At 68.7% G+C, this 21,318-nt stretch carries 20 protein-coding genes; 13 read left to right on the top strand and 7 right to left on the bottom strand.

Features of this window, described 5'->3' with window-relative positions; genetic code table 11:
- The first annotated feature begins 214 nt into the window (after positions 1-214).
- The 3 genes from E3T33_RS00500 to E3T33_RS00490 all read left to right on the top strand — a co-directional run bounded on the left by E3T33_RS00500 (position 215) and on the right by E3T33_RS00490 (position 2,699).
- Positions 215-1,498 carry an MFS transporter gene (locus E3T33_RS00500; RefSeq protein WP_241982772.1) on the top strand — a complete coding sequence of 428 codons (1,284 nt, stop codon included), beginning with the start codon at positions 215-217 and terminating at the stop codon, positions 1,496-1,498.
- Between the two features lie 42 nt (positions 1,499-1,540).
- Entirely contained in the window at positions 1,541-2,119 is a 579-nt protein-coding gene (locus E3T33_RS00495) for a hypothetical protein (RefSeq protein ID WP_092321364.1), read from the top strand.
- A gap of 127 nt (positions 2,120-2,246) precedes the next feature.
- Positions 2,247-2,699 (top strand): DUF4383 domain-containing protein, encoded by a 453-nt coding sequence (locus tag E3T33_RS00490; RefSeq protein WP_092321365.1) that lies wholly within the window; start codon positions 2,247-2,249, stop codon positions 2,697-2,699.
- Between the two features lie 35 nt (positions 2,700-2,734).
- Here the strand turns inward: E3T33_RS00490 and E3T33_RS00485 are convergent, their stop codons facing one another.
- Together E3T33_RS00485 and E3T33_RS00480 are read right to left on the bottom strand one after the other, a co-directional pair.
- Positions 2,735-3,466 (bottom strand): PIG-L family deacetylase, encoded by a 732-nt coding sequence (locus E3T33_RS00485; RefSeq protein WP_092321366.1) that lies wholly within the window; start codon positions 3,464-3,466, stop codon positions 2,735-2,737.
- Positions 3,463-4,692, bottom strand: coding sequence for a glycosyltransferase (locus tag E3T33_RS00480; protein WP_241982771.1), 1,230 nt, complete (start codon positions 4,690-4,692; stop codon positions 3,463-3,465). Before E3T33_RS00480 ends, E3T33_RS00485 begins: the two co-directional genes overlap by 4 nt.
- 110 nt (positions 4,693-4,802) lie before the next feature.
- Between E3T33_RS00480 and E3T33_RS00475 the strand changes: the two genes are divergently transcribed.
- Positions 4,803-7,031, top strand: a complete 2,229-nt coding sequence (locus tag E3T33_RS00475) for an ATP-binding domain-containing protein (protein WP_092321367.1) — start codon at positions 4,803-4,805, stop codon at positions 7,029-7,031.
- On the opposite strand, the gene E3T33_RS00470 is transcribed toward E3T33_RS00475, so the two are convergent.
- Positions 7,028-8,008, bottom strand: a complete 981-nt coding sequence (locus E3T33_RS00470) for a 1-phosphofructokinase family hexose kinase (protein WP_198417227.1) — start codon at positions 8,006-8,008, stop codon at positions 7,028-7,030. The two genes, E3T33_RS00475 and E3T33_RS00470, sit on opposite strands and share 4 nt — an antisense overlap.
- Positions 8,009-8,172: 164 nt before the next feature.
- Between E3T33_RS00470 and E3T33_RS00465 the strand changes: the two genes are divergently transcribed.
- Positions 8,173-8,433: a hypothetical protein gene (locus tag E3T33_RS00465; RefSeq protein WP_092321368.1), complete on the top strand. Its 261-nt coding sequence runs from the start codon at positions 8,173-8,175 to the stop codon at positions 8,431-8,433.
- 176 nt (positions 8,434-8,609) lie between these two features.
- Positions 8,610-11,198, top strand: a complete 2,589-nt coding sequence (locus tag E3T33_RS00460) for an ATP-dependent Clp protease ATP-binding subunit (protein WP_134574521.1) — start codon at positions 8,610-8,612, stop codon at positions 11,196-11,198.
- 353 nt (positions 11,199-11,551) lie between these two features.
- Here E3T33_RS00460 and E3T33_RS15095 read toward each other — a convergent pair whose 3' ends face one another.
- The 4 genes from E3T33_RS15095 to E3T33_RS00440 form a co-directional block, all read right to left on the bottom strand.
- Entirely contained in the window at positions 11,552-12,016 is a 465-nt protein-coding gene (locus E3T33_RS15095) for a sortase (protein ID WP_256332680.1), read from the bottom strand.
- Positions 12,017-12,215: 199 nt separating this feature from the next.
- The gene (locus E3T33_RS00450; RefSeq protein WP_134574520.1) at positions 12,216-13,118 is read right to left on the bottom strand and encodes a hypothetical protein; all 903 of its coding nucleotides are present in this window, start codon (positions 13,116-13,118) and stop codon (positions 12,216-12,218) included.
- Positions 13,119-13,387: 269 nt separating this feature from the next.
- Positions 13,388-14,263: a hypothetical protein gene (locus tag E3T33_RS00445; RefSeq protein WP_134574519.1), complete on the bottom strand. Its 876-nt coding sequence runs from the start codon at positions 14,261-14,263 to the stop codon at positions 13,388-13,390.
- Between the two features lie 47 nt (positions 14,264-14,310).
- Positions 14,311-15,087 carry a GntR family transcriptional regulator gene (locus E3T33_RS00440; RefSeq protein WP_092321374.1) on the bottom strand — a complete coding sequence of 259 codons (777 nt, stop codon included), beginning with the start codon at positions 15,085-15,087 and terminating at the stop codon, positions 14,311-14,313.
- 68 nt (positions 15,088-15,155) lie between these two features.
- On the opposite strand from E3T33_RS00440, the gene E3T33_RS00435 reads away from it, so the two are divergent.
- The 7 genes from E3T33_RS00435 to E3T33_RS00400 all read left to right on the top strand — a co-directional run bounded on the left by E3T33_RS00435 (position 15,156) and on the right by E3T33_RS00400 (position 21,299).
- Positions 15,156-15,896 carry a thioredoxin domain-containing protein gene (locus E3T33_RS00435; RefSeq protein ID WP_092321375.1) on the top strand — a complete coding sequence of 247 codons (741 nt, stop codon included), beginning with the start codon at positions 15,156-15,158 and terminating at the stop codon, positions 15,894-15,896.
- Positions 15,896-16,723 carry a cytochrome c biogenesis CcdA family protein gene (locus E3T33_RS00430; RefSeq protein ID WP_092321376.1) on the top strand — a complete coding sequence of 276 codons (828 nt, stop codon included), beginning with the start codon at positions 15,896-15,898 and terminating at the stop codon, positions 16,721-16,723. The genes E3T33_RS00435 and E3T33_RS00430 overlap by 1 nt, the downstream gene beginning before the upstream one ends.
- Positions 16,720-17,061 (top strand): DsrE family protein, encoded by a 342-nt coding sequence (locus tag E3T33_RS00425; protein ID WP_092321377.1) that lies wholly within the window; start codon positions 16,720-16,722, stop codon positions 17,059-17,061. Before E3T33_RS00430 ends, E3T33_RS00425 begins: the two co-directional genes overlap by 4 nt.
- An 87-nt stretch (positions 17,062-17,148) precedes the next feature.
- Complete coding sequence (locus tag E3T33_RS15465) at positions 17,149-18,279, top strand: PIG-L family deacetylase (RefSeq protein WP_241982770.1); 1,131 nt, start codon at positions 17,149-17,151, stop codon at positions 18,277-18,279.
- 101 nt (positions 18,280-18,380) lie between these two features.
- Positions 18,381-18,806, top strand: a complete 426-nt coding sequence (locus E3T33_RS00410) for a VOC family protein (RefSeq protein WP_092321378.1) — start codon at positions 18,381-18,383, stop codon at positions 18,804-18,806.
- Between the two features lie 45 nt (positions 18,807-18,851).
- Positions 18,852-19,199 carry a zinc ribbon domain-containing protein YjdM gene (locus E3T33_RS00405; RefSeq protein WP_092321379.1) on the top strand — a complete coding sequence of 116 codons (348 nt, stop codon included), beginning with the start codon at positions 18,852-18,854 and terminating at the stop codon, positions 19,197-19,199.
- Positions 19,200-19,337: 138 nt separating this feature from the next.
- Positions 19,338-21,299, top strand: a complete 1,962-nt coding sequence (locus tag E3T33_RS00400) for a heparinase II/III family protein (protein WP_198417226.1) — start codon at positions 19,338-19,340, stop codon at positions 21,297-21,299.
- The last annotated feature ends 19 nt before the right edge of the window (positions 21,300-21,318 follow it).

Below are 21,318 nucleotides of genomic sequence, written 5' to 3'. Positions count from 1 at the left end.
CTCGCCACTCGCTACGACAAACTCGCCCTCACCTACCGCGGAGGCGTCGTCCTCCGTGCCATCACCATCTGGTTACACGAATTAGGAGACACGCCCTAGCGCTGAACGATCCGCCGACAGGGGCGGCGAGGCCGACCGGCCTCGCCGCCCCTGTCGCATGATTGCCCGGAGTAGGATGCGCATGCGCATTTTGCCGGGCGGACGGAGGCCTCGAGTGAAGTCGGGAGCCCCGCAGTGGACGGCCTGGCAGGTTGTGGTCGGATTCGGCGCGATCAGCCTCATGGTCGACGTGGTCGCCGACGGCGCGCGCTCCGTTGCCGGCCCGTTGCTCGGCGAGCTCGGGGCCACGGCCCTGGTCGTTGGCCTGGTGACCGGCGCGGCCGAGGCCCTCGGTTACACCCTGCGGCTGGCCACCGGCCCCCTGGTCGATCGCACCGGCCGATACTGGGGTTTCACGATCGTCGGATACGCCGTGACCGGGCTGAGTGTGCCCCTCCTCGCGTTCACCCCGTTCCTGGGCGCGATCGGGCTCTCGGTGGCCGCCACGCTCATCCTGCTCGAGCGCACGGGCAAGGCTGTGCGCACCCCGGCCAAGACGGTCCTGCTCGGCTTCGCGGCCGGCGCCGTCGGCCGCGGGCGCGGGTTCGCCGTGCACAAGCTGTTCGACCAGCTCGGCGCTTTCGGCGGCCCACTGCTCGTCGCCGCTCTCATCGCCACGACCGGGAGCCTCTGGCCCGCGTTCGCGGCGCTATCGATTCCCGCAGTGCTCGCGTTCGCAATGTTGTTGTGGATGCGAAGCCGGGTGCCGGACCCGAGCGTGTACGAGCCCGGACAGGTCTCCGACGAGACTGCGGTTGCCGGGCGGGAGGACGAAACCGAGGCCACGGTGCGTGGCGGGGCCGCGGCACCCGTCGGGAGCGCCGGGCAGGACGGCCTGCCGCTCACCTTCCTGCTCTTCTCCGTCTCGACCGGATTGATCATGTTCGGGCTGGTGGGCTTCGGCGTCATCTCGTTCCATCTCATCGACTCGGACCTGGTCGAGCTCGCCGCTGTGCCGCTGGTGTTCGCGGCCGGTACGCTCGCCGCCGCGGCGGCGGCCCTCGGCAGCGGCTGGGCCTACGACCACATCGGTGGAGCGGTGCTGCTCGTTGTCCCGTTCCTCGTGGCGGGGGTCCCGGCGCTCTCGCTCTCCCCGACACTGGCGGGGGCGCTGCTCGGTGTGGTTCTCTGGGGTGCGGCCATGGGCGTCCAGGACTCGACGGTGAAGGCGCTGGTGGCCGATCTGGTGCCCTCGCCTCGGCGCGGCACCGCGTACGGGGTGTTCGCGGTGTTCCAGGGCGCCGGCGCCTTCGCGGGCGCCGCGTTCGCGGGCGCGCTCTACCCGGATGCGGCGCAGTTGAGCCTGATCACGGTGCCGGCGCAGGCGGTCGCCCTGGTGCTGCTCATCGCGGTGGTCCGACGCCAACGACGGCTGGCGCGGGTCCCCGCCCCGGACTGAATCCCACCGTGTCGGCGCAGTAGGATCGGGTGAGACCTGCCGATGACACATTCGAAAGCCGCCCCGCCGCCCGTCAGACGCATTGTCGACGAAGGCCTGCTCATCGCGATTTCCGCGGTGCGCATGGCGGTGAAGAACGCCATCATCGTCGGTGCCCTGCGCGAGCACAACGACTACGATCCGGCCAGGTATGCCCGGGCGGCGCAGCACGAACTGCACGTGCTCGCACGCCAGAACGAGGAGTACGGCAAACGCGTGCGCGGGCTCAGGAAGGTGCTCGCCCGGTCCGGGCGGGTGCACCTGCTCACCGAAGACGAGCGAGCCGACATCAGTCAATTCGCGCTTCGGCGCCGTGTGCACAAGAAGCTCGCCCTCGCCCTGGACGCCGTGGCCGCCGATGACGCCCAGGTCGCCCGCATCGTTGAGGATGCCCGACAGGCCGCCAGCGCGGAGATCCGTGACGCAGTGTCCGCACGGCTCATCCGGCTGGCCATCGATCGGCGGGATCCCGACTACGAAGAGCGACGTGCCGAGCGCATCGAGGTGTTCAAGCTTGTGAACCTGGCCCTGCTGAAGGCGGCGCATTCCGCCCGGAACGGCACAGCCCACAACGAGTACTGACGCCGGCCGCATTGCGGCCGGGACGCATCGTCGCCAGGGGGCTTGCGGGGCGCGCAAACCGAGAGAATGCTGGGGGTGTTCCTCGGAATATTCACGAATCCATCGTGACTTTGATAGGAGGCACCTCATGTTTAAATCCCCGAACCGCATCCTCGGGATCATCTTCGGAGCGGTCTATATCCTGGTCGGCCTGTGGGGCTTCACGGTGACCAGCACCGTCGGATTCATGACGACGTCCGGCGAATTGCTCATCGGGGTCTTCGAGGTCAACCCGCTGCTCAACGTGGCCCACCTGATCCTGGGTGCCGCCCTGCTGATCGCTGGACTGGCCGGAGTGATGGCGGCGAAGATCGCCAACGGCACGGTCGGTGCGCTGCTTCTCGTCGTCGGCATCGTCGGGTTCTTCATTGTGGACACGACGATGAACGTCCTCGCCCTGAACACGGCCGACCACTACCTGCACCTGGTGAGCGCCGTTGTGCTGGTGGCGGTTGCACTGGCCGCGGAACGGACCCTGACGAGTGACGCGATGGCGCCCGCAGAGCAGCGCGCCCAACGCCGCACCAGCGACACCGACTAGCCGATCGACACCGACTAACATCGACACCGACTAACTCAGAGCAGGCGCAAGCCGACGGATGTCGTGATCGGCTCCCTCTGCCCTCCGGAGTGCACGATGTCGGAACCGTGGACGGTGAGCTGGCTGGCGTGGCACCGCAAGGCCGCCGTCACGGTTCCGACGTGCGCGTCGAGGCCGAACCACTCGGTTTCGAGGCCGGGGGTGTGCACGATTTCGGCGAACGGGGTGCCGTGGGCTCGGGCGGCCGCCAGCGCGGCCTCGTGCATGCGCACGTGGTCGGGGTGGCCGTAGCCTCCGCCGCTGTCGTAGCTGATCACCAGTGTCGGGCGCAGGTGCGCGATGAGGGCGGCGACATCATCCGTCACCTCGCCCAGCGCCGTTCGCACCAGGGCGTCGTCGTCGGTGTCCTCCGCGGCTCCGGCGAGTCCGGGTCGGATCCAGGTCATTCCCGAATCGCGGTAGCGTCGAGGCGCGAGGCCGTCCGCGCGCGCCGGAGGATCGCCGAGCCAGAACCGCCGGGCGATGCCGAGGGTGTCCGCGGCACGCTGCAGTTCGCGTTCGCGTTCTCGGGTGAGCGCATCCGTGCCCGCGAGGGCCGACAGCGGCCCCCGCACCACTTCGCCTCGTTCGCCTCGCGTTGCGGTCAGCAGCGAAACCCTGGTGCCGCGCGTGACCAGCTCGGCGATGAGCACCCCCGTTGAAATCGTCTCGTCGTCGGGATGCGCGTGCACGAACAGAACCGACGGCGCGGCGTCGAGAATGCTCATGCGCGGGCGAGCGTGTGCCGCACGCTGGTCGGGCCCGGCCGGAGGAGGGCGGCGTACACGGTCAGCAGGCCTTCGGCGGAACGCAGCCAGTCGAAGTGTTCGGCGCGGTCGCGGGCGGCCAGGGACAGCCGCCGGGCCAGCCCCGGGTCCGCCAGGATCCTGGTGATGGCCCCGGCCCACGCGGCGGGGTCGCGCGACTCGACGACCAGGCCCGTCTCGCCGTTGACGACGGCTTCCCGCAGGCCCCCGGATGCCGCGGCGACGACGGGCACGCCACTCGCCGCGCCTTCCAGGGCAACGAGCCCGAACGTCTCAGAGTGCGAGGGGATGAGCACCACGCGGGCGCCGCGCAGCAGCGCCGCGAGGTCGGTGCGGGGCTGCGGGCCGACGAAGCGCACCCCGGCCCCGATCCCGCGGCCGGCGGCGAGCGCCCGGAGCTCCTCCACGTAGCCGTCGAAATCGGACGAGGCGTCGCCGGCGATGACGAGTTCGGGCCGGAGAGGCTCCGGCACTGCCGCGATCGCTTCGATCGCGAGGTCAAGGCCCTTCAACGGCTGCAGGCGCGCGGCGACGACGGCGTAGCCGCGGCCGTGCGACGGTTCGACTGCCGGGCGGAACAGCGTGCCGTCCACCCCGGGCGGCACGACCGCGATGCGATCCGCTTCGCCGCCGAGGCGTTCCACGACGGTCGCCGCCTCCGCGTCGCTGATCGCCACGACGGCATCCGACTCCCGGGCCAGCCAGGCCTCACCCATCATGCGCCCCGCGGATTCCGCGCGTTCGCCCCAGGACAGCGGCGTCGACTCGTCGGCGGCAATGCTGTGAAAGCTCTGCACATGCGGAATCCCGAGTTGGCGGGCGAGGGGGAGCGCCGCCATGCCCGAGAACCAGTGGTGCGAGTGGATGAGGTCGTACGGTCCCAGCGCGGCCATGCGTATCCGGAACTCATCGATGAACGCCTCATGGTCGCCCTTGGCCACCGGTTCGGCCGGTCCCGCGTCGAGGAAGCGCAGCGTGACCCCGGGCGTGAGCTGCTGGTCGCCCGGCGCCTCGAACGACGAACGGCGGGTGAGGATGTCGACGGTGTGACCCAGCGACGCCATCGCCTCGGCCTGGTGGCGCACGACGACATTCATGCCGCCGGCATCGCCCGAGCCGGGCTCGGCGGCCGGCGAGGTGTGCAGGCTGACGAGTGCGATGCGCAAGGGAGCTGGGGAGTGGAGCACCCGGGAATCTTAACCGATGGGGGTGTGAATCACCCGGCCCGCAGAGGGGCTGTCCGGGGTTCGGCGCGAAGGCGAGTAAACTCAAAGGTTGGATTTGAAGGGGTGTGTGAGTGGTCGACCAGGAACTGCAGCGGGAACAGGACTATGTCGCGACGCTGTACGCGCGGCTGGACGCGTTGCAGCGTGAGGCCGAGCAGCAGCTCACGGCCGTGCGCATGCTCAATGTCGGCGGCAACCACCAGTCTCGTTCCGAGCGCGACACGTTTGCCCGCCTGTATGAAGACCGGATCGTGCAGCTGCGCGAGGTGGACGACCGCCTCGCCTTCGGCCGGCTGGAGACCGCACCCGACGAGAGCGGCGAACCGGTCTACCGCTACATCGGACGGGTCGGCCTGCGCGACGAAGACCTGAGCCCCCTGCTCCTGGACTGGCGCGTGCCGCAGGCGAGCGCGTTCTACCAGGCCACCGCCGCGACGCCGCTCGGGGCACGGGCCCGCCGCCACCTGCTGTCCAAGGGGCGCCGGATCATCCGGATCGAAGACGAGATCCTCGACGCCGAGCTGCTGGAGCGCGATGCGGCTTCGAACCACCAGGGCGAGGGTGCCCTGCTCGCCGCCCTGACCGCGCAGCGCACCGGGCACATGTCCGACATCGTCTCCACCATCCAGGCCGAGCAGGACCGGATCATCCGCTCCGACCTCAAGGGTGTCCTCGTCGTGCAAGGGGGGCCCGGCACCGGCAAGACCGCCGTGGCCCTGCACCGCGCGGCGTACCTGCTCTACACGCACCGCGATCGTCTGAAGAACTCCGGTGTGCTCATCGTCGGCCCGTCCCCGTCCTTCCTGCAGTACATCGAGGCCGTCCTGCCGTCGCTGGGCGAAACCGGCGTGGTACTGGCCTCGGTCGGCCAGCTCTACCCCGGCGTCGAGGCGACCCGCGAGGACGCCCCGGCCGTGGCCGCACTCAAGGGCCAGACCTTCATGGCGGATCTCATCGCCCGCGCGGTGAGATCCCGCCAGCGTGTGCCCGCAGCCCCGCAGCAGCTCATCGTCAACGGCGACCGGCTGACCCTGCAGCCGCAGCTGATCGAGAACGCCATCCATCGCGCCCGGGTGGGCGGCAAGCCGCACAACGAAGCCCGCGTCGCCTTCGTGAAGAGCGCGCTGAACGCCCTCTCTCGCGAGTGGCTCGCGCAGCTGCAGGCGCAGGGCCGGTCGATGGACGACACAGACCTGCCCATGCTGCGCGAGGACCTCCGCCTGGCCGACGACGTGCGGGTGGCCCTGAACACGGCCTGGCTGCCGCTCACGCCGGAGAAGCTGCTGCAGGACCTGTACGCACGCCCGCAGTGGCTCGCCCAGCTGACCCCGCGCTGGAAGCCCGAGCAGCGCGCGCTCCTGCAACGCCCCCGCGACGCCGAGTTCACGATCGCCGACATCCCCCTGCTCGACGAGGCGGCCGAGTATCTCGGCGAGTACAACGTCGTCGACGCGGCCGCGAAGCGAGCGCAAAAGGAACAGCGGGCGCGCGACATCGAGAACGCCGAACTGGCCATCTCGAACATGAAGGTGAAGGGGCTCGTCAACGCGAAGGCGCTCGCCGACAACTTCGCCGAACTGGGCGATCGGGCGACGACGGCGGAACGCGCCGCGCTGGACCGCAGCTGGACCTACGGCCATGTCGTGATCGACGAAGCCCAGGAGCTCTCTCCGATGCAGTGGCGGCTTGTCTTGCGCCGCGGTCCGCTCCGGTCGTTCACGATCGTCGGCGACATCGCCCAGGCGGCGTCGGCGGCGTCGGCCGGCAGCTGGAAGGACGCGCTCAGACCCGTCCTGCAGTCGTCGCTCGAAGCCGACCGCTGGCGTCTCGAGGAGCTCACCGTGAACTACCGGACCCCGAGCCAGATCGCCCAGGTCGCCGAGACCGTGGCGATGGCGCACGACCTGCCGATCACGCCGTCCCGCGCGGTGCGCGCGAGCGAATGGCCGGTGGAGACGGTGACGGATGTCGCCGAGGCCATCCGTCGCGACCGCGCCCTCGAGGCCGGCGGGACCCTCGCGGTGATCGTCGTCGACGCCGCCATCGATGCCCTGCACGAAGCGCTGGCCGCCGAATTCGACGGCCTGGTGGGCCGCGGGCCGGCCGGCCTCACGCGCGACATCGCGCTGCTCACCCCGCGGGACGCCAAGGGGCTCGAGTTCGATGCGGTGATCGTGGTCGATCCGACGGCCATCGTCGCGGCATCCGAGCGCGGCGCCGGCGCCCTGTACGTGGCGATGACCCGGTCAACGCAACGCCTGTACCTGGTCTCCGACGGGCCGCTGCCGGCCGGTTTCTAGACCGACTGGGCCGTCCGATCCGCCAGGGCAGCGAGTTCCGCTTCCAGGCGTTCGACGTCGTCCCGGTGGCACAGTTCGGTTCCCGGCGTCATCGTGGTGGCCGTTCCGGCGGCAACGGCAGAGCGGAAGGCCGAATCCGGCTCATGACCCTGCGCCATCCGCAGCACGAACGCGCCGACGAAACTGTCGCCGGCCCCCACGGTGCTCCGCACGCGCACGCGCGGCACGGGGAGACGGAGGATCCCGGTTGACGAGGCGAGCACGGCTCCCGCCGCACCCAGCGAGAGGGCGACGAATTCCGCCGAACCCTGGGCGACGAGGGCGGAAGCCGCCTCGACCTGGCTCTGCACGGAGTCGAGCGGCGCACCCATGTGCTCAGCCAGTTCGCGCCGGCTGGGTTTGACCAGGAACACTCCTTCCGCGAGGGCTTCGGCCAGCGCCGGACCGGAGGCATCCACCAGGCATCGCGCATCGCGTGCGCGAGCCAGGCTGGCCACCCGCGCGTAGAAATCGTGGGGAACCCCCGGCGGCAGGCTGCCGCTGGCGACCACGTACCCGGCCGCCGGGATCGCCTCCTCGACGGCCGCCAGGCAGGCACGCCACTCGGCTTCACTCAGCTCGGGCCCCTGCAGCACGAAGCGATACTGCTTGTCCGTGGACGACTCGTCCACCGTGAAGCTCTCTCGCGTGCTCCCGGCTATCGGCACCGCCACCGCCGGCACTCGTTCGGCTTTGATCAGCTGGCGGTAGGCCTCCCCGGTGGGACCGCCCACGGCATAGACCGCGAGCGCCTGCCCGCCGAGCCGCTGCACCACCCGGGCCACGTTGACCCCGCCGCCGCCCGGGTCGAGTCGGGTCGGGCCGCAGCGCAGCTTCTGGTCGTTGGTCACCTCGTCGATGGAGGTGCTGACGTCGAGGGCCGGGTTCACGGTGACGGTGAGGATCGGCCGCATCGACGTGGGCCAGGATGCAGCCATGACCCGGTCCTCCATCCGTTTCGAGGGCTCCGGGATCGCGAGTCCAGCGCCCCATCAGTGTGCGAGCAAATCTCACCTTGGGGGATCGTGACGCCATCGTCAAGCCCCTTGTTCGCCTCATCGGCATCTTGTGTACTTGATTTCACCAACAAACCGGAGGCGTCATGGATGGCAATGTTTTTGCGAACGGATCTGATCTTGAAATCGTGGAGATCTCCCCGACCGAATGGCGAGTGAGCGCCCAGGGCGTTGCGGAGCAGACTCCTGCGGCGATTCTCGGCTTCATCCGGCAAGTTGGAGCCTTTTTCGAGGTGATGAGCCTCGACCGGTGGCGGGAAAGGACCTACTTCTCCTCGTTCACGCGAGCCGCGGAGACTCTCGCGCAGGGGATGAGAGCACGCATGAACGAAGCGGTGATCGCCTAGGCGCCACAGCATGAGCGAAGTCGCCCCCGAGGATGCTCGGGGGCGATTTCTCATTTGCCGGGCCCGCCGGTCCAACCACGTCCCGGGTTCCGGAGGATTGTGCGTCGGGAATGAAACGCCGCCTGCGACGTTAACTTGAGTCAAGGCAACTCAAGTTTCACGTCCCAGGAGGTCAGATGCCCATATTCTTCGGTCCGGCAGGGTCAGGCGAGGGTTCGTTCGACGAATTCATCGCCCGCTACCTTCAGGGTCAGCCCGCGGCTCAGTCCGGGCGTCCCATCGACATCACCCGGCTGCTCAGCCGCCGCACGCACGAGGTGCTCGCCCAGGCCGCCCAATTCGCGATCGACCACGGCCACCCCGACGTCGACGCCCTGCACATCCTCAGGGTCATGGCCCCGCAGACGCCCGCCTCCGACGCCATCCGGCGCACCGGGGCGGACCCCGCGGCCATAGCGAAGGCAGTCGAGCAGCGTCTGCCGGAAACGTCGGCCCAGCGGTCGGCGGCCGCGCCGTCGCTCACGCACTCGGCCCAGCGCGCACTGCTTGATGCCCACCAGGTCGCGCGCGCCTTCGGCTCGACCTACATCGACCCCGAGCACCTGTTCTACGCATTCGTCGTGAACCAGGATGCGCCCGCGGGGCAGGTCCTGGCCGCCGCCGGGGTGACGCCGGAATCGCTGCAGGCGGGCGCGGGCGAGGACCAGGCGGGTGACACGGTCACGAGCCGGCCGGCGGCATCCGAGAACTCCGACACGCCGATGCTCGACAGCTACGGCACGGACCTCACCGCGCGGGCCCGCGCGGGCGAACTCGACCCGGTGATCGGCCGCTCGGATGAGATTGAGCAGACCATCGAGATCCTCTCGCGGCGCACCAAGAACAACCCGGTGCTGATCGGCGAGGCCGGCGTGGGCAAGACCGCCATCGTCGAAGGCCTCGCGCAGGCGATCGTCGACGGCCAGGTCCCCGAACAGCTGCGGGGAAAGCGTGTGATCGCGCTCGACCTTGCCGCCATGGTCGCCGGTACCCGCTACCGCGGCGATTTCGAAGAACGCCTGACCGGCCTGATGGATGAGATCAGCGCTCGCACGGACGAACTCATCGTGTTCATCGACGAACTGCACACCGTCGTCGGTGCCGGCGGCGCCGGCGAGGGCGGCATGGATGCCGGCAACATCCTGAAGCCGCGCCTGGCCCGCGGAGAACTGCACGTGGTCGGGGCCACCACCCTGAAGGAATACCGCAAGGTCGAGAAGGACCCGGCGCTGGAACGACGCTTCCAGCCGGTACGGGTGGGGGAGCCGAGCCTCGAGGATGCCGTGCAGATCCTCGCCGGGCTGCAGGGCCGTTACGAGCAGCACCACGGTGTTCTGTACACCGCCGAGGCGATCCGTGCCGCGGTCGAGATGTCGGCGCGCTACATCACCGACCGCTTCCTGCCGGACAAGGCCATCGACCTCATCGACCAGGCCGGCGCGCGCCTGCGGCTGAAGCGGGGCGTGCGCGTCGATCCGGCCGCGTTGCGCGAGCAACTCGCGGCCCTCGAGACAGCCAAGAGCGCAGCCGTCGCTGCGGAGCACTATGAAGAGGCGTCGCGGCTGCGCGACGAAATGGAGGGCGTCCAGGGGAAGATCGCGTCCGCCGAGTCGGCACCTGTCGCGGATGCCTCGGACTCCCAGGCGCCACCGACCGGGATTGGACCGGCGGTCGTCGGAGACGCGCAGATCGCCGAGATCATCGCCCGGGCCACGGGCATCCCGGCCAGCCGGCTCACCGCGGGCGACCGCGAACGCCTGGGCCGGCTGGAAGACGACCTGCACGAGCGGGTCATCGGTCAGGATGACGCGGTGACGGTGATCGCCAAGGCCGTGCGGCGCAACCGCACCGGCATGGGAGACGCCCGCAGGCCCGTCGGAAGCTTCCTGTTCCTCGGACCGACCGGCGTCGGCAAGACCGAGCTCGCCAAGGCCCTGGCCGAATCGTTGTTCGGCGACGAGAATGCGATGCTGCGCTTCGATATGAGCGAATTCGGCGAACGGCACACCGTGAGCCGGCTCGTCGGGGCTCCTCCCGGGTACGTCGGCTACGACGAGGCCGGGCAGCTCACCGAACGCGTGCGGCGCAACCCGTACTCGGTCGTGTTGCTCGACGAAGTGGAAAAGGCGCACCCCGACGTGTTCAACCTGCTGCTGCAGGTGCTCGATGACGGGCGCCTGACCGATGGGCAGGGGCGCACGGTGGACTTCCGCAACACGGTGGTGATCATGACCTCGAACATCGGGTCGGAGTTCCTCGCGAGTCGGAGCGGCGCCCTCGGTTTCACCACGGAAACCGACGGCGCCGGGAACGGTTTCGGTTCTGAGAAGGCGCTGCGCGACCGGGTCATGGGCAAGCTCCGCGAGGCCATGCGGCCGGAGTTCCTCAACCGGATCGATGAGATCGTCCTCTTCCGCAAGCTCGACCGGGAGCAGTTGCACCGGATCGTGCGGCTGCTGCTGGGCCAGACCGAATCGCGCCTCCAGTCCCAGGGCATCGGCCTCACGGTGAACGATGATGCGGTCGACTGGATCGCCGACCGCGGCTACGAACCGGAGTACGGGGCCCGGCCCCTGCGCCGGGTGATCCAGCGCGAGCTGGACGACCGGATCGCCGATCTCCTGGTCGCTTCCGAGCTGCAGGAGGGCGGGCAGGTCACGGTCTCCGTCGACGGTGACTCGCTGCGCATCGACGCGGGCACGGAACGGATGCCCCTGGCGGCGTAGACCGAGAGGGGAAACGAAAAGCCAGGAACATACCTTGATGGTATGTTCCCGGCTTTTCGTTGATCCGGGCCGCAGTGGCGGCCGGAGGACTCAGCGGGAGAACAGCCGGGTGAAGAAGTTTCCGGCAGGCGCGGGGTCATTCTCGTGCCCGCGGCACCTCTGCGCGCTGGACACGCCTCGCATGACCTGGTCGACATGCTGACCGCAGCCCGCCCAGGTCGTCTTGCCACACTTCTTACACGTTACTGCTCGGCACATCCGATGTTCCTTTCGTCAAGCTGTCTCCGCCGACTATACCCCATGGGGTATCGAGATGACTGAAATCGACGTGATTGCGTCAGCTCCGAGCAGGGTCAGCAGCCGGAGCTGGTCGCGGCCTGGTCGAGTTGCAGCACGGCCACGACGTTCTCCACTGTGGCGGAATTCGGATCGTAGCCGACGGGTCGGTAGCAGCTCACGAGCACCAGGCGGTTGGGGATCGCATCCGTCATCTCGTCGTTGTTCTTGTACTCCGCCTTGTTGAGCGTGAGTGTCTTCTGCGTGACGTAACACAGGGTGCCGTTGGCGGTGTCGATGCCCGCAACGTCTCCGGCCTTCATTACTCTGATGCCGTTGAAGACGGCCTCGTCGACCCAGGAATGTCCGTACAGGTAGACCGTGTTGATCGAGTCCGTTCCCGCGGTTCCGCCGGTGATGGTCGTGTCCCACGAGATGGTCGAAAGCTCGGGCGGATCGAAGCCCCCGCGGTCGTCGATCATCTGCTGGGAATACTCCGACACGGCGCCGTCCACTCCGATGGCGGGGACGCGGAGTCGCAGAGGCGCCGAGGCGGCGATGACGAGGTCGGCGGCAGGGGCTGCCGTGGGCGACCCCGTGGGCGACGCCGAGGGCGCCGCCGCGACGGGGGTCCGGCGGACGGGGGCGGGAGTCCCCGCATCCGTGTTCGCCAGGCTGAAGCCAAGCCAGCCGACGGCTACTGCACAGAGCAGCGCCGCCGTGCCGACGAGCAGGGCTTTCCTAGCGACGAGCGCCAGCCTTGCGGGTAGCGAACGCTGCGGTCAGCAGGCCGCCGGCGAGCAGCATGAGGACGCCGCCTCCGAGGAGGAACGTTCCCTGGCTGCCGTTGGCGCCGGGCAGGCCGAATCCGTCCGTCAGGGAGTCGTGCAGGGTGTTCTTCAGCGGCGCGACCGGCGCGACCGGAGTGGTCTCCTCGGGAGTCGCTGCCCCGCTGAGGAAGTTGTTCGTCAGCGTCGCATCGCAGGTGACGCTGGCTCCGCCGCCGTTGGCCGAGTTGTTGCACTGGTTGATCGTGACCGGCAGCAGCGCGCTCTGGGTTGACGGGTGCACGGTGCAGATGACGCCGGTCGCGCCGCCGCCGCCGATTGCGGAATCGTTGCACTGCGTGATCGTCGCGCTGGATGTTGCGGCCGGGAACGGGTCGCAGATCATCGCCGTGCCGCCGCCGGTTGCGGAGCCGACACACTGGTTGACCGTTGCGCCGGTCTGAGCCTGGTCCTTCTCAGCCGCACCGGTGATGTTGTTGACCACGGTCACGGTGCAATCCAGGTTGCCGCCGCCGCCGTTCAGGGCGTAGTTGCACTGGCTGACGTTGCTGGTGAGTGTGTCGAAGGACTCGGTTGAGGCAGGGCCGCACTTGGACGCCCCATTGGCCCCTTCGCACACCGTGGTCGTGACAGTGGAGCTCTCCACCCCGGTGGTCAGGTTCAGGTTGTTCTCCACGGTCACGTCGCAGATGAGTTCCAGGCCCGGGGTGTTGTTGACGCTGTCGCACTGGGCGAAGTCCTGTGCGGACGCTTTCTCCGAAGGAGCGAGGGTGAGGCCCACGACAGCGATGGCAAGCGCCGCGACAAGGACGGAGGCCCTCGCCAGCGAGGACAGGAGGGGGGTGCGTGCACGCACAGGGATCGACGAAGCTGTTAGCACAGCACTCCTAAGGTAGGCCTCAACGCTAGCACGCAGCGGCCCGTTGCCGAGCCAGGCCGGCCGTGTCGCTGGCTATTTGATACCCCGGGGGGTATGATTGTCTTGACCGTTAGACCACTGAAGGAGAAACCTATGTGCAGTCCCGTCCGTTGCAATGTTTGCGCCAAAATCACCTGGGCCGGATGCGGCGAGCACGTCGCCAGCGTCATGGCTGACGTTCCGCCCGCCCAGCGCTGCACCTGCAACTAAGAAGTAAGAGGATGCTCAACGCATCCATCCGCGCCCGCGAAAGCGAGGCGCTCGAGCGACTGGCCGCCACTACTGGCGGCCAGTCGCTTTGTTCTCTCTCCAGGGGGGCGCCGGTGCCCGCCACGAAGTACTACGAGGGGATGGCGGCGGCCCTGGCCGAGGTGCGACGGGCCATCCGACGCCTGCCCGTTGTGCCGGACGATGAATCCGGCAGCCGGCTGGTCCTCGCGGACACCCGTGCCCGCTGGGCGGCGGAGACCGGCGCGCCCGGACGCTCCGGCCCGAGCTGGGCGGGATACCTTGCCGGCGGGATTGATGCCCTGGATCAGCTGGCCGCCGAACAGCCCGGTGCCGTCGCCGATCCCGCGGACTAGCCGGACCCGCGCACAGAGTTCCCCCTGCGCGAACTGATGGGGGAGAGCGAGCAGCACGGCCGCATAGGCCAGCAGGTGCACGGAGTACCAGCCAAAGTTCGGCAGTCGGTGGCGCACGATCACGAGCGATGTCGTGACCACGAGCACGAAGAGGGCGAGGGCGATGAAGGCCTGCGGCATGTCCTGCATGGTGGTGATCATGGCGATGGCCTGGGTCACCGGATCCTGGCGAGCCGCAAGGAGAAGCATGATGAGAAGGAGATCGCCGGCCACGAGGCCCGCGACGATGCCCGCTCCGGTCGGGATGTCGCGGAGGTTCGTGTAGTACGACACGCCGCCATCCGCCAGGAAGAGGGCCAGTACGACAGCGACCGAGAACCAGGCCAGGCCCGCCAGGGAATCGATCCGACGCAGGCGCCGCCGATGGGTGGTGGCGTGCGGGATCGAATCGCTGGTGTGCGTCACCGGAGCGAAACGAGCGGCGCTTTTCTCGGTCATTTCTTCGCAGACTACGCCCGCTCGTTCCAGGCGGGCGCCGAGGCGGGTCAGGCGGCGGGCACTCCGTCGCCGAAGGTGGCCGTCACGGCATATCGGTCGCCCAGGATATGGCTGCAGCGCAGTTCGATCGCGGTTCCCTGGTGGTAGCCGATCCTCTGGATCCGAAACATCGGGGCGCCGACGGCGCAGCCGAGGCGTTCGGCGTCCACTGCCGTCGCGGTGTCCGCGCGAAGCTCTTCCTGGCCGCCGTCCAGCGTGATTCCACAGCGTTCCCGCAGTTCCTTGTACAACGCGGTGTCGGCGAAGTCGACCTCGAGCAGGGCAGCGACCCGCCGGGCCGGGAGCCACACGTTGTCGACCGCGAGCGGCTGCTCGTCGGCGAGTCGCAAACGCGACAAGAAGAGCAACTCCTCCGTCGGCGGCAGGCTCAAGAGCGCGGCGGTGGTCGGATCGGTGACGACCCGGCGCGCAAGCACAATGCTCCGCTGGGTCATTCCGGATGCCTGCACCGACGCGAACAGGCTGGAGACGGGTCCGAAGGCACTCCCGTGCCCACCCATCACCACCCGAGGCTTCCTGCCGCGTTGGGCGGTGACCGACCCTGTCTCCCGCAAGGGTCGGAGGGCGTTCCGGATCGTGCCGCGGCTGACGCCGTAGGTCTGGGCGAGTTCGACTTCGCCCGGAAAACCGTCGCCGTACTCTCCCTCGGCAACGCGAGCCGCGAGATCGGCGCTGATCCTACGCCAGAGCGGCGGCCGGGGGCCGGCGTCGTGCGCGCCGTCGCCGGCGAGGAGCCTGGCAGCAGCCTCACGATGTCCTGACACGGTTGTCCTTTCCGGTGAAATGTATATACATTGCAATAGTCCCGTCGATCAACCGGAAGGCGCAAGCCATGGAGTCTGAGCAACCGAAGCGCACGCCATCAGGCAGGTCCCGGCGACGTGGTCTCATCTACCTCATCCTCGCAGTTGTCGGGTTGGCGGTCGTGGTCGGAGTCGGCTTCGCGGCGCAGTCCGGCACGGCGGGGACGGATCCGGCCGCGAGCGACGCGAGTGGGCAGGGCTCGGACGAAACGCTGATCGACATGTCGCGTCGGATCGAGGGTGATCCGACCGCGCTCGGGGCCACCGATGCACCCGTCGTCATCGTGGAGTACTCGGACTATCGATGCCCCTTCTGCGCCGTGTTCGCGCGCGACACCATGCCGCTTCTCGTGGACGAGTACGTGACGAATGGGCAGGTGCGCTTCGAATGGCGTGACCTCACGGTGTTCGGGCAGCAATCCATCGACGCGGCCGTGGCCGGCCGGGCAGCCGGCAACCAGGGCCTCTTCTGGGAGTACACCGACGCCATCTTCAAGGACGCCCCGGAGAGAGCCCATATCGACCTTCCGCGCGAGCGCCTGCTCCAAATCGGCCGCGACGTCGGCGTGCCCGACATGGCTCGGTTCGAGAGCGACCTGAGCGACCCCGCACTCCTGAAGCTCGTCACCGACGACACGGCCGAGGCGCAGTCGATTGGCGCGACCGGAACGCCCCTGTTCCTGGTCAACGACACGCCCATCACGGGAGCACAGCCCCTGGCGGCCTTCCGCCAGGCCATAGACCGCGAACTCGAGGAAGCGGCGAAGTAGTGGACATCGGCTACGCGGGCGCCCTGATCGGCGGCGTCCTGACCCTGCTCAGTCCGTGCTCGGTCATGCTCCTTCCCTCGTTCTTCGCCTACGCATTTTCAACACCCGCAAAGCTCCTGGGCCGCACGGGCCTGTTCTACCTCGGGCTGATCACCACGCTCGTGCCGATCGGCGTCCTGGCCGGGACGCTCGGTGCGTTCCTGTTCCAGCACCGCTCCGAGATGGTGATGGTCGCTGCGGCACTCATCATCGGGCTGGGCATCATCCAGGTCGTCGGTATCAGGATGCCCGCGTTCACCCGGGGTGCAACGGCAGAGGGCACGTCATCGGCCTCTGTGTTCCTGCTCGGAGCGGTCTACGGTGTCGCCGGGGTATGCGCGGGCCCCATCCTCGGGTCGGTCCTCACGGTCGCCGCCATCGGCGGAAATGCCGCGTATGGGGGAATTCTGCTGGCCGTCTACGCGCTCGGCATGACCGTCCCCCTGTTCCTGCTCGCGCTCGTCTGGGACCGCCTGAAGATCACCCAACGCGGCTGGTTGAGGCCGCGCATGCTCCAGGTCGGACGGTGGCAGAACTCGTGGTTGCTGATCGTGTCGGGTCTGCTGTCCATCGGGATCGGCGTACTGCTGCTGCTCACCGACGGCACGGCGAGCCTCGGCGGCTTCCTGACCATCGGCGATCAGTTCGCCGCCGAATCCTTTGTCCTGACGCTCTCATCGGGGGTGTCCAACCTGCTCTTCGGCCTGGCGGCGATCGCCCTCCTGGTCGTCGTCGCCGGGATCTACTACCTGCGCACGCGGGCGCGGTCCGGACAGGACCACCGATGAACGACAGGGGAATGCTCCTCCACGTCAGCGGCGCAGACGCGGCGGGGATCCAGGCCGGAATCCGGGCCGCGCGGAATGCCCGGGCGTCCCTGCCGGCCGTGCAGATTGAACTCGTCGTCCAGGGTCCGTGCGTCGCCTTCCTGCGGGCCGGATCGGTCCTCGAACCCGAACTGTCGGCCCTGGCCGAGCAGGCCGTGCGCGTGCTGGCCTGCGGCAACAGCCTGCGCTCGGCCGAGCTGGAAGCCGACCAGCTGTACCGGGACGTGTCGATTGTCCCGGCTGCCGTCGGGCACCTGGCCGCACGGCAATTCGACGGCTGGGCGTACGTTCGAGTCTGAGTAGGCTGGCAGGAGTCTCGGCGCCCGCCGGGGCCCCCTATGCCGGTGGGCGTTGAGGGACGAAGCCGCCCGGAGTGAAGGAGCACGATGAACGTTGACAATCTGAGGAACACGGGCGAGAGCGCGGACCAGCTGCCGGCGTGGAAATCGGTGCTTGCGGTGGTGGCGCATCCCGATGACGAGTCGTTCGGCCTGGGCGCTGTCCTGGCCGCGTTCACCCGCGCGGGCGCCACGGTGGAGCTGCTCTGCCTCACCCACGGGGAGGCCTCAACGCTGCGGGGTGTCCCGGACGACCTGTCAGCCGTGCGCGCTGAGGAACTCGACGCTGCGGCCACAGCGCTCGGCGTCGGCCGAACGACTCTCTGTCACTATCCGGATGGCGCCCTGGGCACGGTGGGCCGTACCGAGGTGGCCGCGGACGTCGTCGGCGCAGCCGAGGCGGCCCGGGCGGACGGGCTGCTGGTCTTCGACTCGAGCGGCGTTACCGGGCACCCTGACCACGCGGCGGCAACGTCCGCGGCGCTGGCTGCGGCGGAGATCCTGAACCTGCCGGTCCTCGGCTGGACTCTTCCGGCCGTCGTGGCGGAACAACTGAACCAGGAGCTCGACGCCTCGTTCATCGGCCACGCCGACGAGGACATCGACGTGCGGGTGAGCGTCGAGCGCCAACGTCAGAATGTGGCGATCCGGGCCCACGCCAGCCAGGCCGTTCCCGGCAGCGTGCTGTGGCGTCGGCTGGAACTCCTCGGTGACACGGAGAGCCTGCGCTGGCTGCGCCGCTCCCAGGGCGCGAGCGAGGCAGCGCCGGCGCCGGCCACGGCCGCGCGAACGATGCGAGTCGAGCATCGCGGCGAGGATAAGTTCGACATTCGCATCCGCGGGCATGTCGTCCGCGTCGATCAACCCAGTGAGGACGGCGGGGAGGACACCGCCCCGACGCCGACAGAGCTGTTCATCGCGAGCCTTGCGTCGTGCGTCGCGTTCTACGCGCGCCGCTACCTGGCCCGGCACGACCTGCCCACCGAGGGGCTGGCCGTTGAGACCAGCTTCGAGATGGGGTCCAGGCCCGCCCGGGTGTCCGGCATCGAGGTGCGCCTCGTGCTGCCGGACGGCGTGCCGGCCGAGCGCCGAGCCGCCCTCCTGGCCGTCGCCGGGCACTGCACGGTGCACAACACCCTGATCACAACACCCCAGGTGACGATCAGCCTGGCCGAGTGATTCCCCGGCCGCCGTGACGGCGGCCGGGGCTCGCGGGGACGCCCGGACGAGCAGATAATCGACTCAGAAACCGGACAACCGAGAAGAATGAGGATTCGATCATGACCCACACCGTTCTCAATCCCTACCTCAGCTTTCGCGACACGGCCAGGCAGGCCATGGACTTCTACCAGTCCGTCTTCGGCGGCGAGGTGACGCACAGCACCTTCGGCGAATACCACGCCAGCGAAGACCCGGCCGAGCAGGACAAGATCATGCACTCCCAGTTGAAGACCGACTGGGGCCTGGCCCTGATGGCGGCGGATACGCCGAACAGCATGGAACTCACGCCCGGGAACACCTACGCGGTGTCCCTCAGCGGCGACGACGAGGTCGAATTGCGCGGCTACTGGGACAAGCTCGTCGATGGCGGCACGGCCGCCATGCCCCTGGAGAAGGCGCCGTGGGGTGACACCTTTGGCATGTGCACGGACAAGTTCGGCGTGAGCTGGCTGGTCAACATCGCCGGCGAACCTGCCGACGGATGACCCGGCGTTCGCTGCGTGTCCCGGGCCCCCCGCTACTCTGGGAAGGTGACTGATTCCCTGCCTCCGTGCCCTGAATGTTCCAGCGAACTCACCTACGAGATGGGGGCCCTTCTGGTCTGCCCGCTCTGCGGGCACGAGTGGGCACCGGAACCGGCCGAAGCCGAAGTGGCCGCGGACACCGTCATCACGGATGCCTATGGCACGCCGCTGGCCGACGGCGACAACGTGACCGTGATCAAGGACCTGAAGCCCAAGGGGAGTTCCACCGTGATCAAGGTGGGCACGAAGGTGCGCGGCATCCGGCTGGTGGACGGCGTGGGCGACCACGACATCGACTGCCGGATCGACGGTGTCGCCCTGCAGCTCAAGTCCAGCGTGGTGAAAAAGGCCTGACCGCCCGCCTGCTCCACGGCGGTGCCGGATGCCCTATGCTGCAGTCGGGGGAGGTCGCCGATTCCGGACTCGGCGACACAATATATGTCACGACGTACTCTGGGAAACCGCTCGCGGCGGCTTGGGGGTCGCGTTCTCGTGACCCTGACTGTGCTGGCACTCACGACCACTGCGACCGGCCTGTCGAGCGCGACCGCCCAGGCCGGTTCCGCGACGAGGTCTTCCGTACCGGCAGCCGGGCAGGATCCGCTGCCCGAGCCGACCGAGGCGCAGTTCCTCGACGGGCCGATCTACGTCGCACCGACCGGACCCCCGGCCGCCGACGCGAGCGATCCGGGGCCGGGGCCGGTCGATTCACGGTCGACCGAGACGCGGGCGCTGGGCCCGGGAACCTATACCTGTTCGGGCTACGCCGGCATCGACACCAAGAATCCGCCCAGCGCCCTGATGGCTGACACGTTCGCCTGGGGACCGTTCACGCCCTATCGGGTCGGCGACGGCACGGGCAACGTCAACTGGAGGGTCAACCCCTACAGGAACCCGTCCTGGTACATGTGGCTGCACTCCCTTCGTTGGCTGGGACAGGGCATTACCGCCGGCTCAGAGGGCGATCTGGTCACCCTCGAGCACACTGCCGCAATCGCCAGGGACTGGGTCAAGGACAATCCCTACTCCTGGAAGAGCGACATCGGCGCCTGGGAATCCACCATGCACCGGACCAATGTCCTCGTCTGCCTGCGCCAGTCCGTCCTGGCCGCTTACGGCGTGTCGGTGCTCCCCACGCCCTACGCCTGGCTGAACGCCTCGCTCCACGACCACGCCAAGTTCCTGATCAACAACTGGAGCGGGGCCTGGAACCACGGCACGGACGAGAGCATGGTCTTGTTCGGTGTGGGATGCCTGCTCAACCGGGCCGACTACCGCAACCTGGCCGTGACGCGCCTGGACTCGTCGATCACGACCGCGATCGACTCTCAGGGCTCCACGAATGAACAGTCGACCGCATACGCCCAGATGAACTACGGGCTCTGGGGGACGGTCGAGGAGGTGCTGCTAGCCTGCAACGCCGTGCCGAGCGCGACCATCTCCGCGCGTCGGGCGCTCCTGGCGACGTGGATCGCCCACGCCACGAGCTCGAACGGCACCCTGCACCAGATCGGCGATTCGGAGCAGGTGAAGACGATCGGCTACCCGGGGACTCCGCTGGAATACGCCGCGTCCGCGGGCACCAGCGGCGTGGCGCCCAGGCAACGGGTCGCGATCTACAAACGGGGGTACGTCTTCGGCCGGTCCGGCTGGGGCAGCACGGTGAAGCCCTTCGCGCAGGAATCCACCTACAGCATCCGGTATGGCCGGTCCCGGGCAGTGCACGGCCACAATGACCACATGGCGCTGACCTACACCGCGCGCGGGCGCACCATCCTGGTGGACGGCGGCCACGCCGGCTACCAGAACGACTCCTGGCGTGCCTGGGCGAGGGGCACGACCGCGCATAGCTCGATGACGACCCCGAAGGCCGCAGTGATGCCGATCAACACCGACCTGACGCGCTACCTGATCAAGGACACGTCCGATTTCTTCGAGTTCCGCGACCAACCAGGTGTCGGGGTCTCGCGCACCCGCGGCGTCCTGGTGTTGAAGGACCCCGACCTCGTGGTGACCCTGGACCGCGCGACCTCCCAGACCTGGCAGCAATTCCAGACGCTCTGGAACCTGCCGGCGGACCAAAAAGCCACCGTCTACTCCCGGACGACGGCCATCGCGGCCGCTCCCGGCGACACCATGCGGACGATCCTGTTCCAGATCCCGTACAAGCAGGAGCTGCCTCGGGGAGCGATCCTGGTCAAGCGCGCGCAGACCTCACCGATCCTGGGCTGGCAGTATCCGGACATCTTCCACCGCAAGGCCGCTCCGACAGCCATGTTCGCGCGCCAGGGCACCCGTGCGTCGATCCTGTCCGTCATCGCACCGGTCAGCGCCACGGGCGTCGTGATGTACAAAGTGCGGGCGTCAGGGACCTCGACAATCGTCGATTTCACGGTCGATGGCAAGAAGGTCAGCGTTCTGATCAGTGCCGGCGGCGGGCTGGTTCGCCAGTAGATCACCGGGCCAGGGGGCG

The organism is Cryobacterium sp. TMT1-2-1 (assembly GCF_004403955.1).
Lineage (GTDB): Bacteria > Actinomycetota > Actinomycetes > Actinomycetales > Microbacteriaceae > Cryobacterium > Cryobacterium psychrotolerans.
Note: the sequence above shows the minus strand (reverse complement) of the source record. Positions and strands in the feature narration are given on the sequence as shown.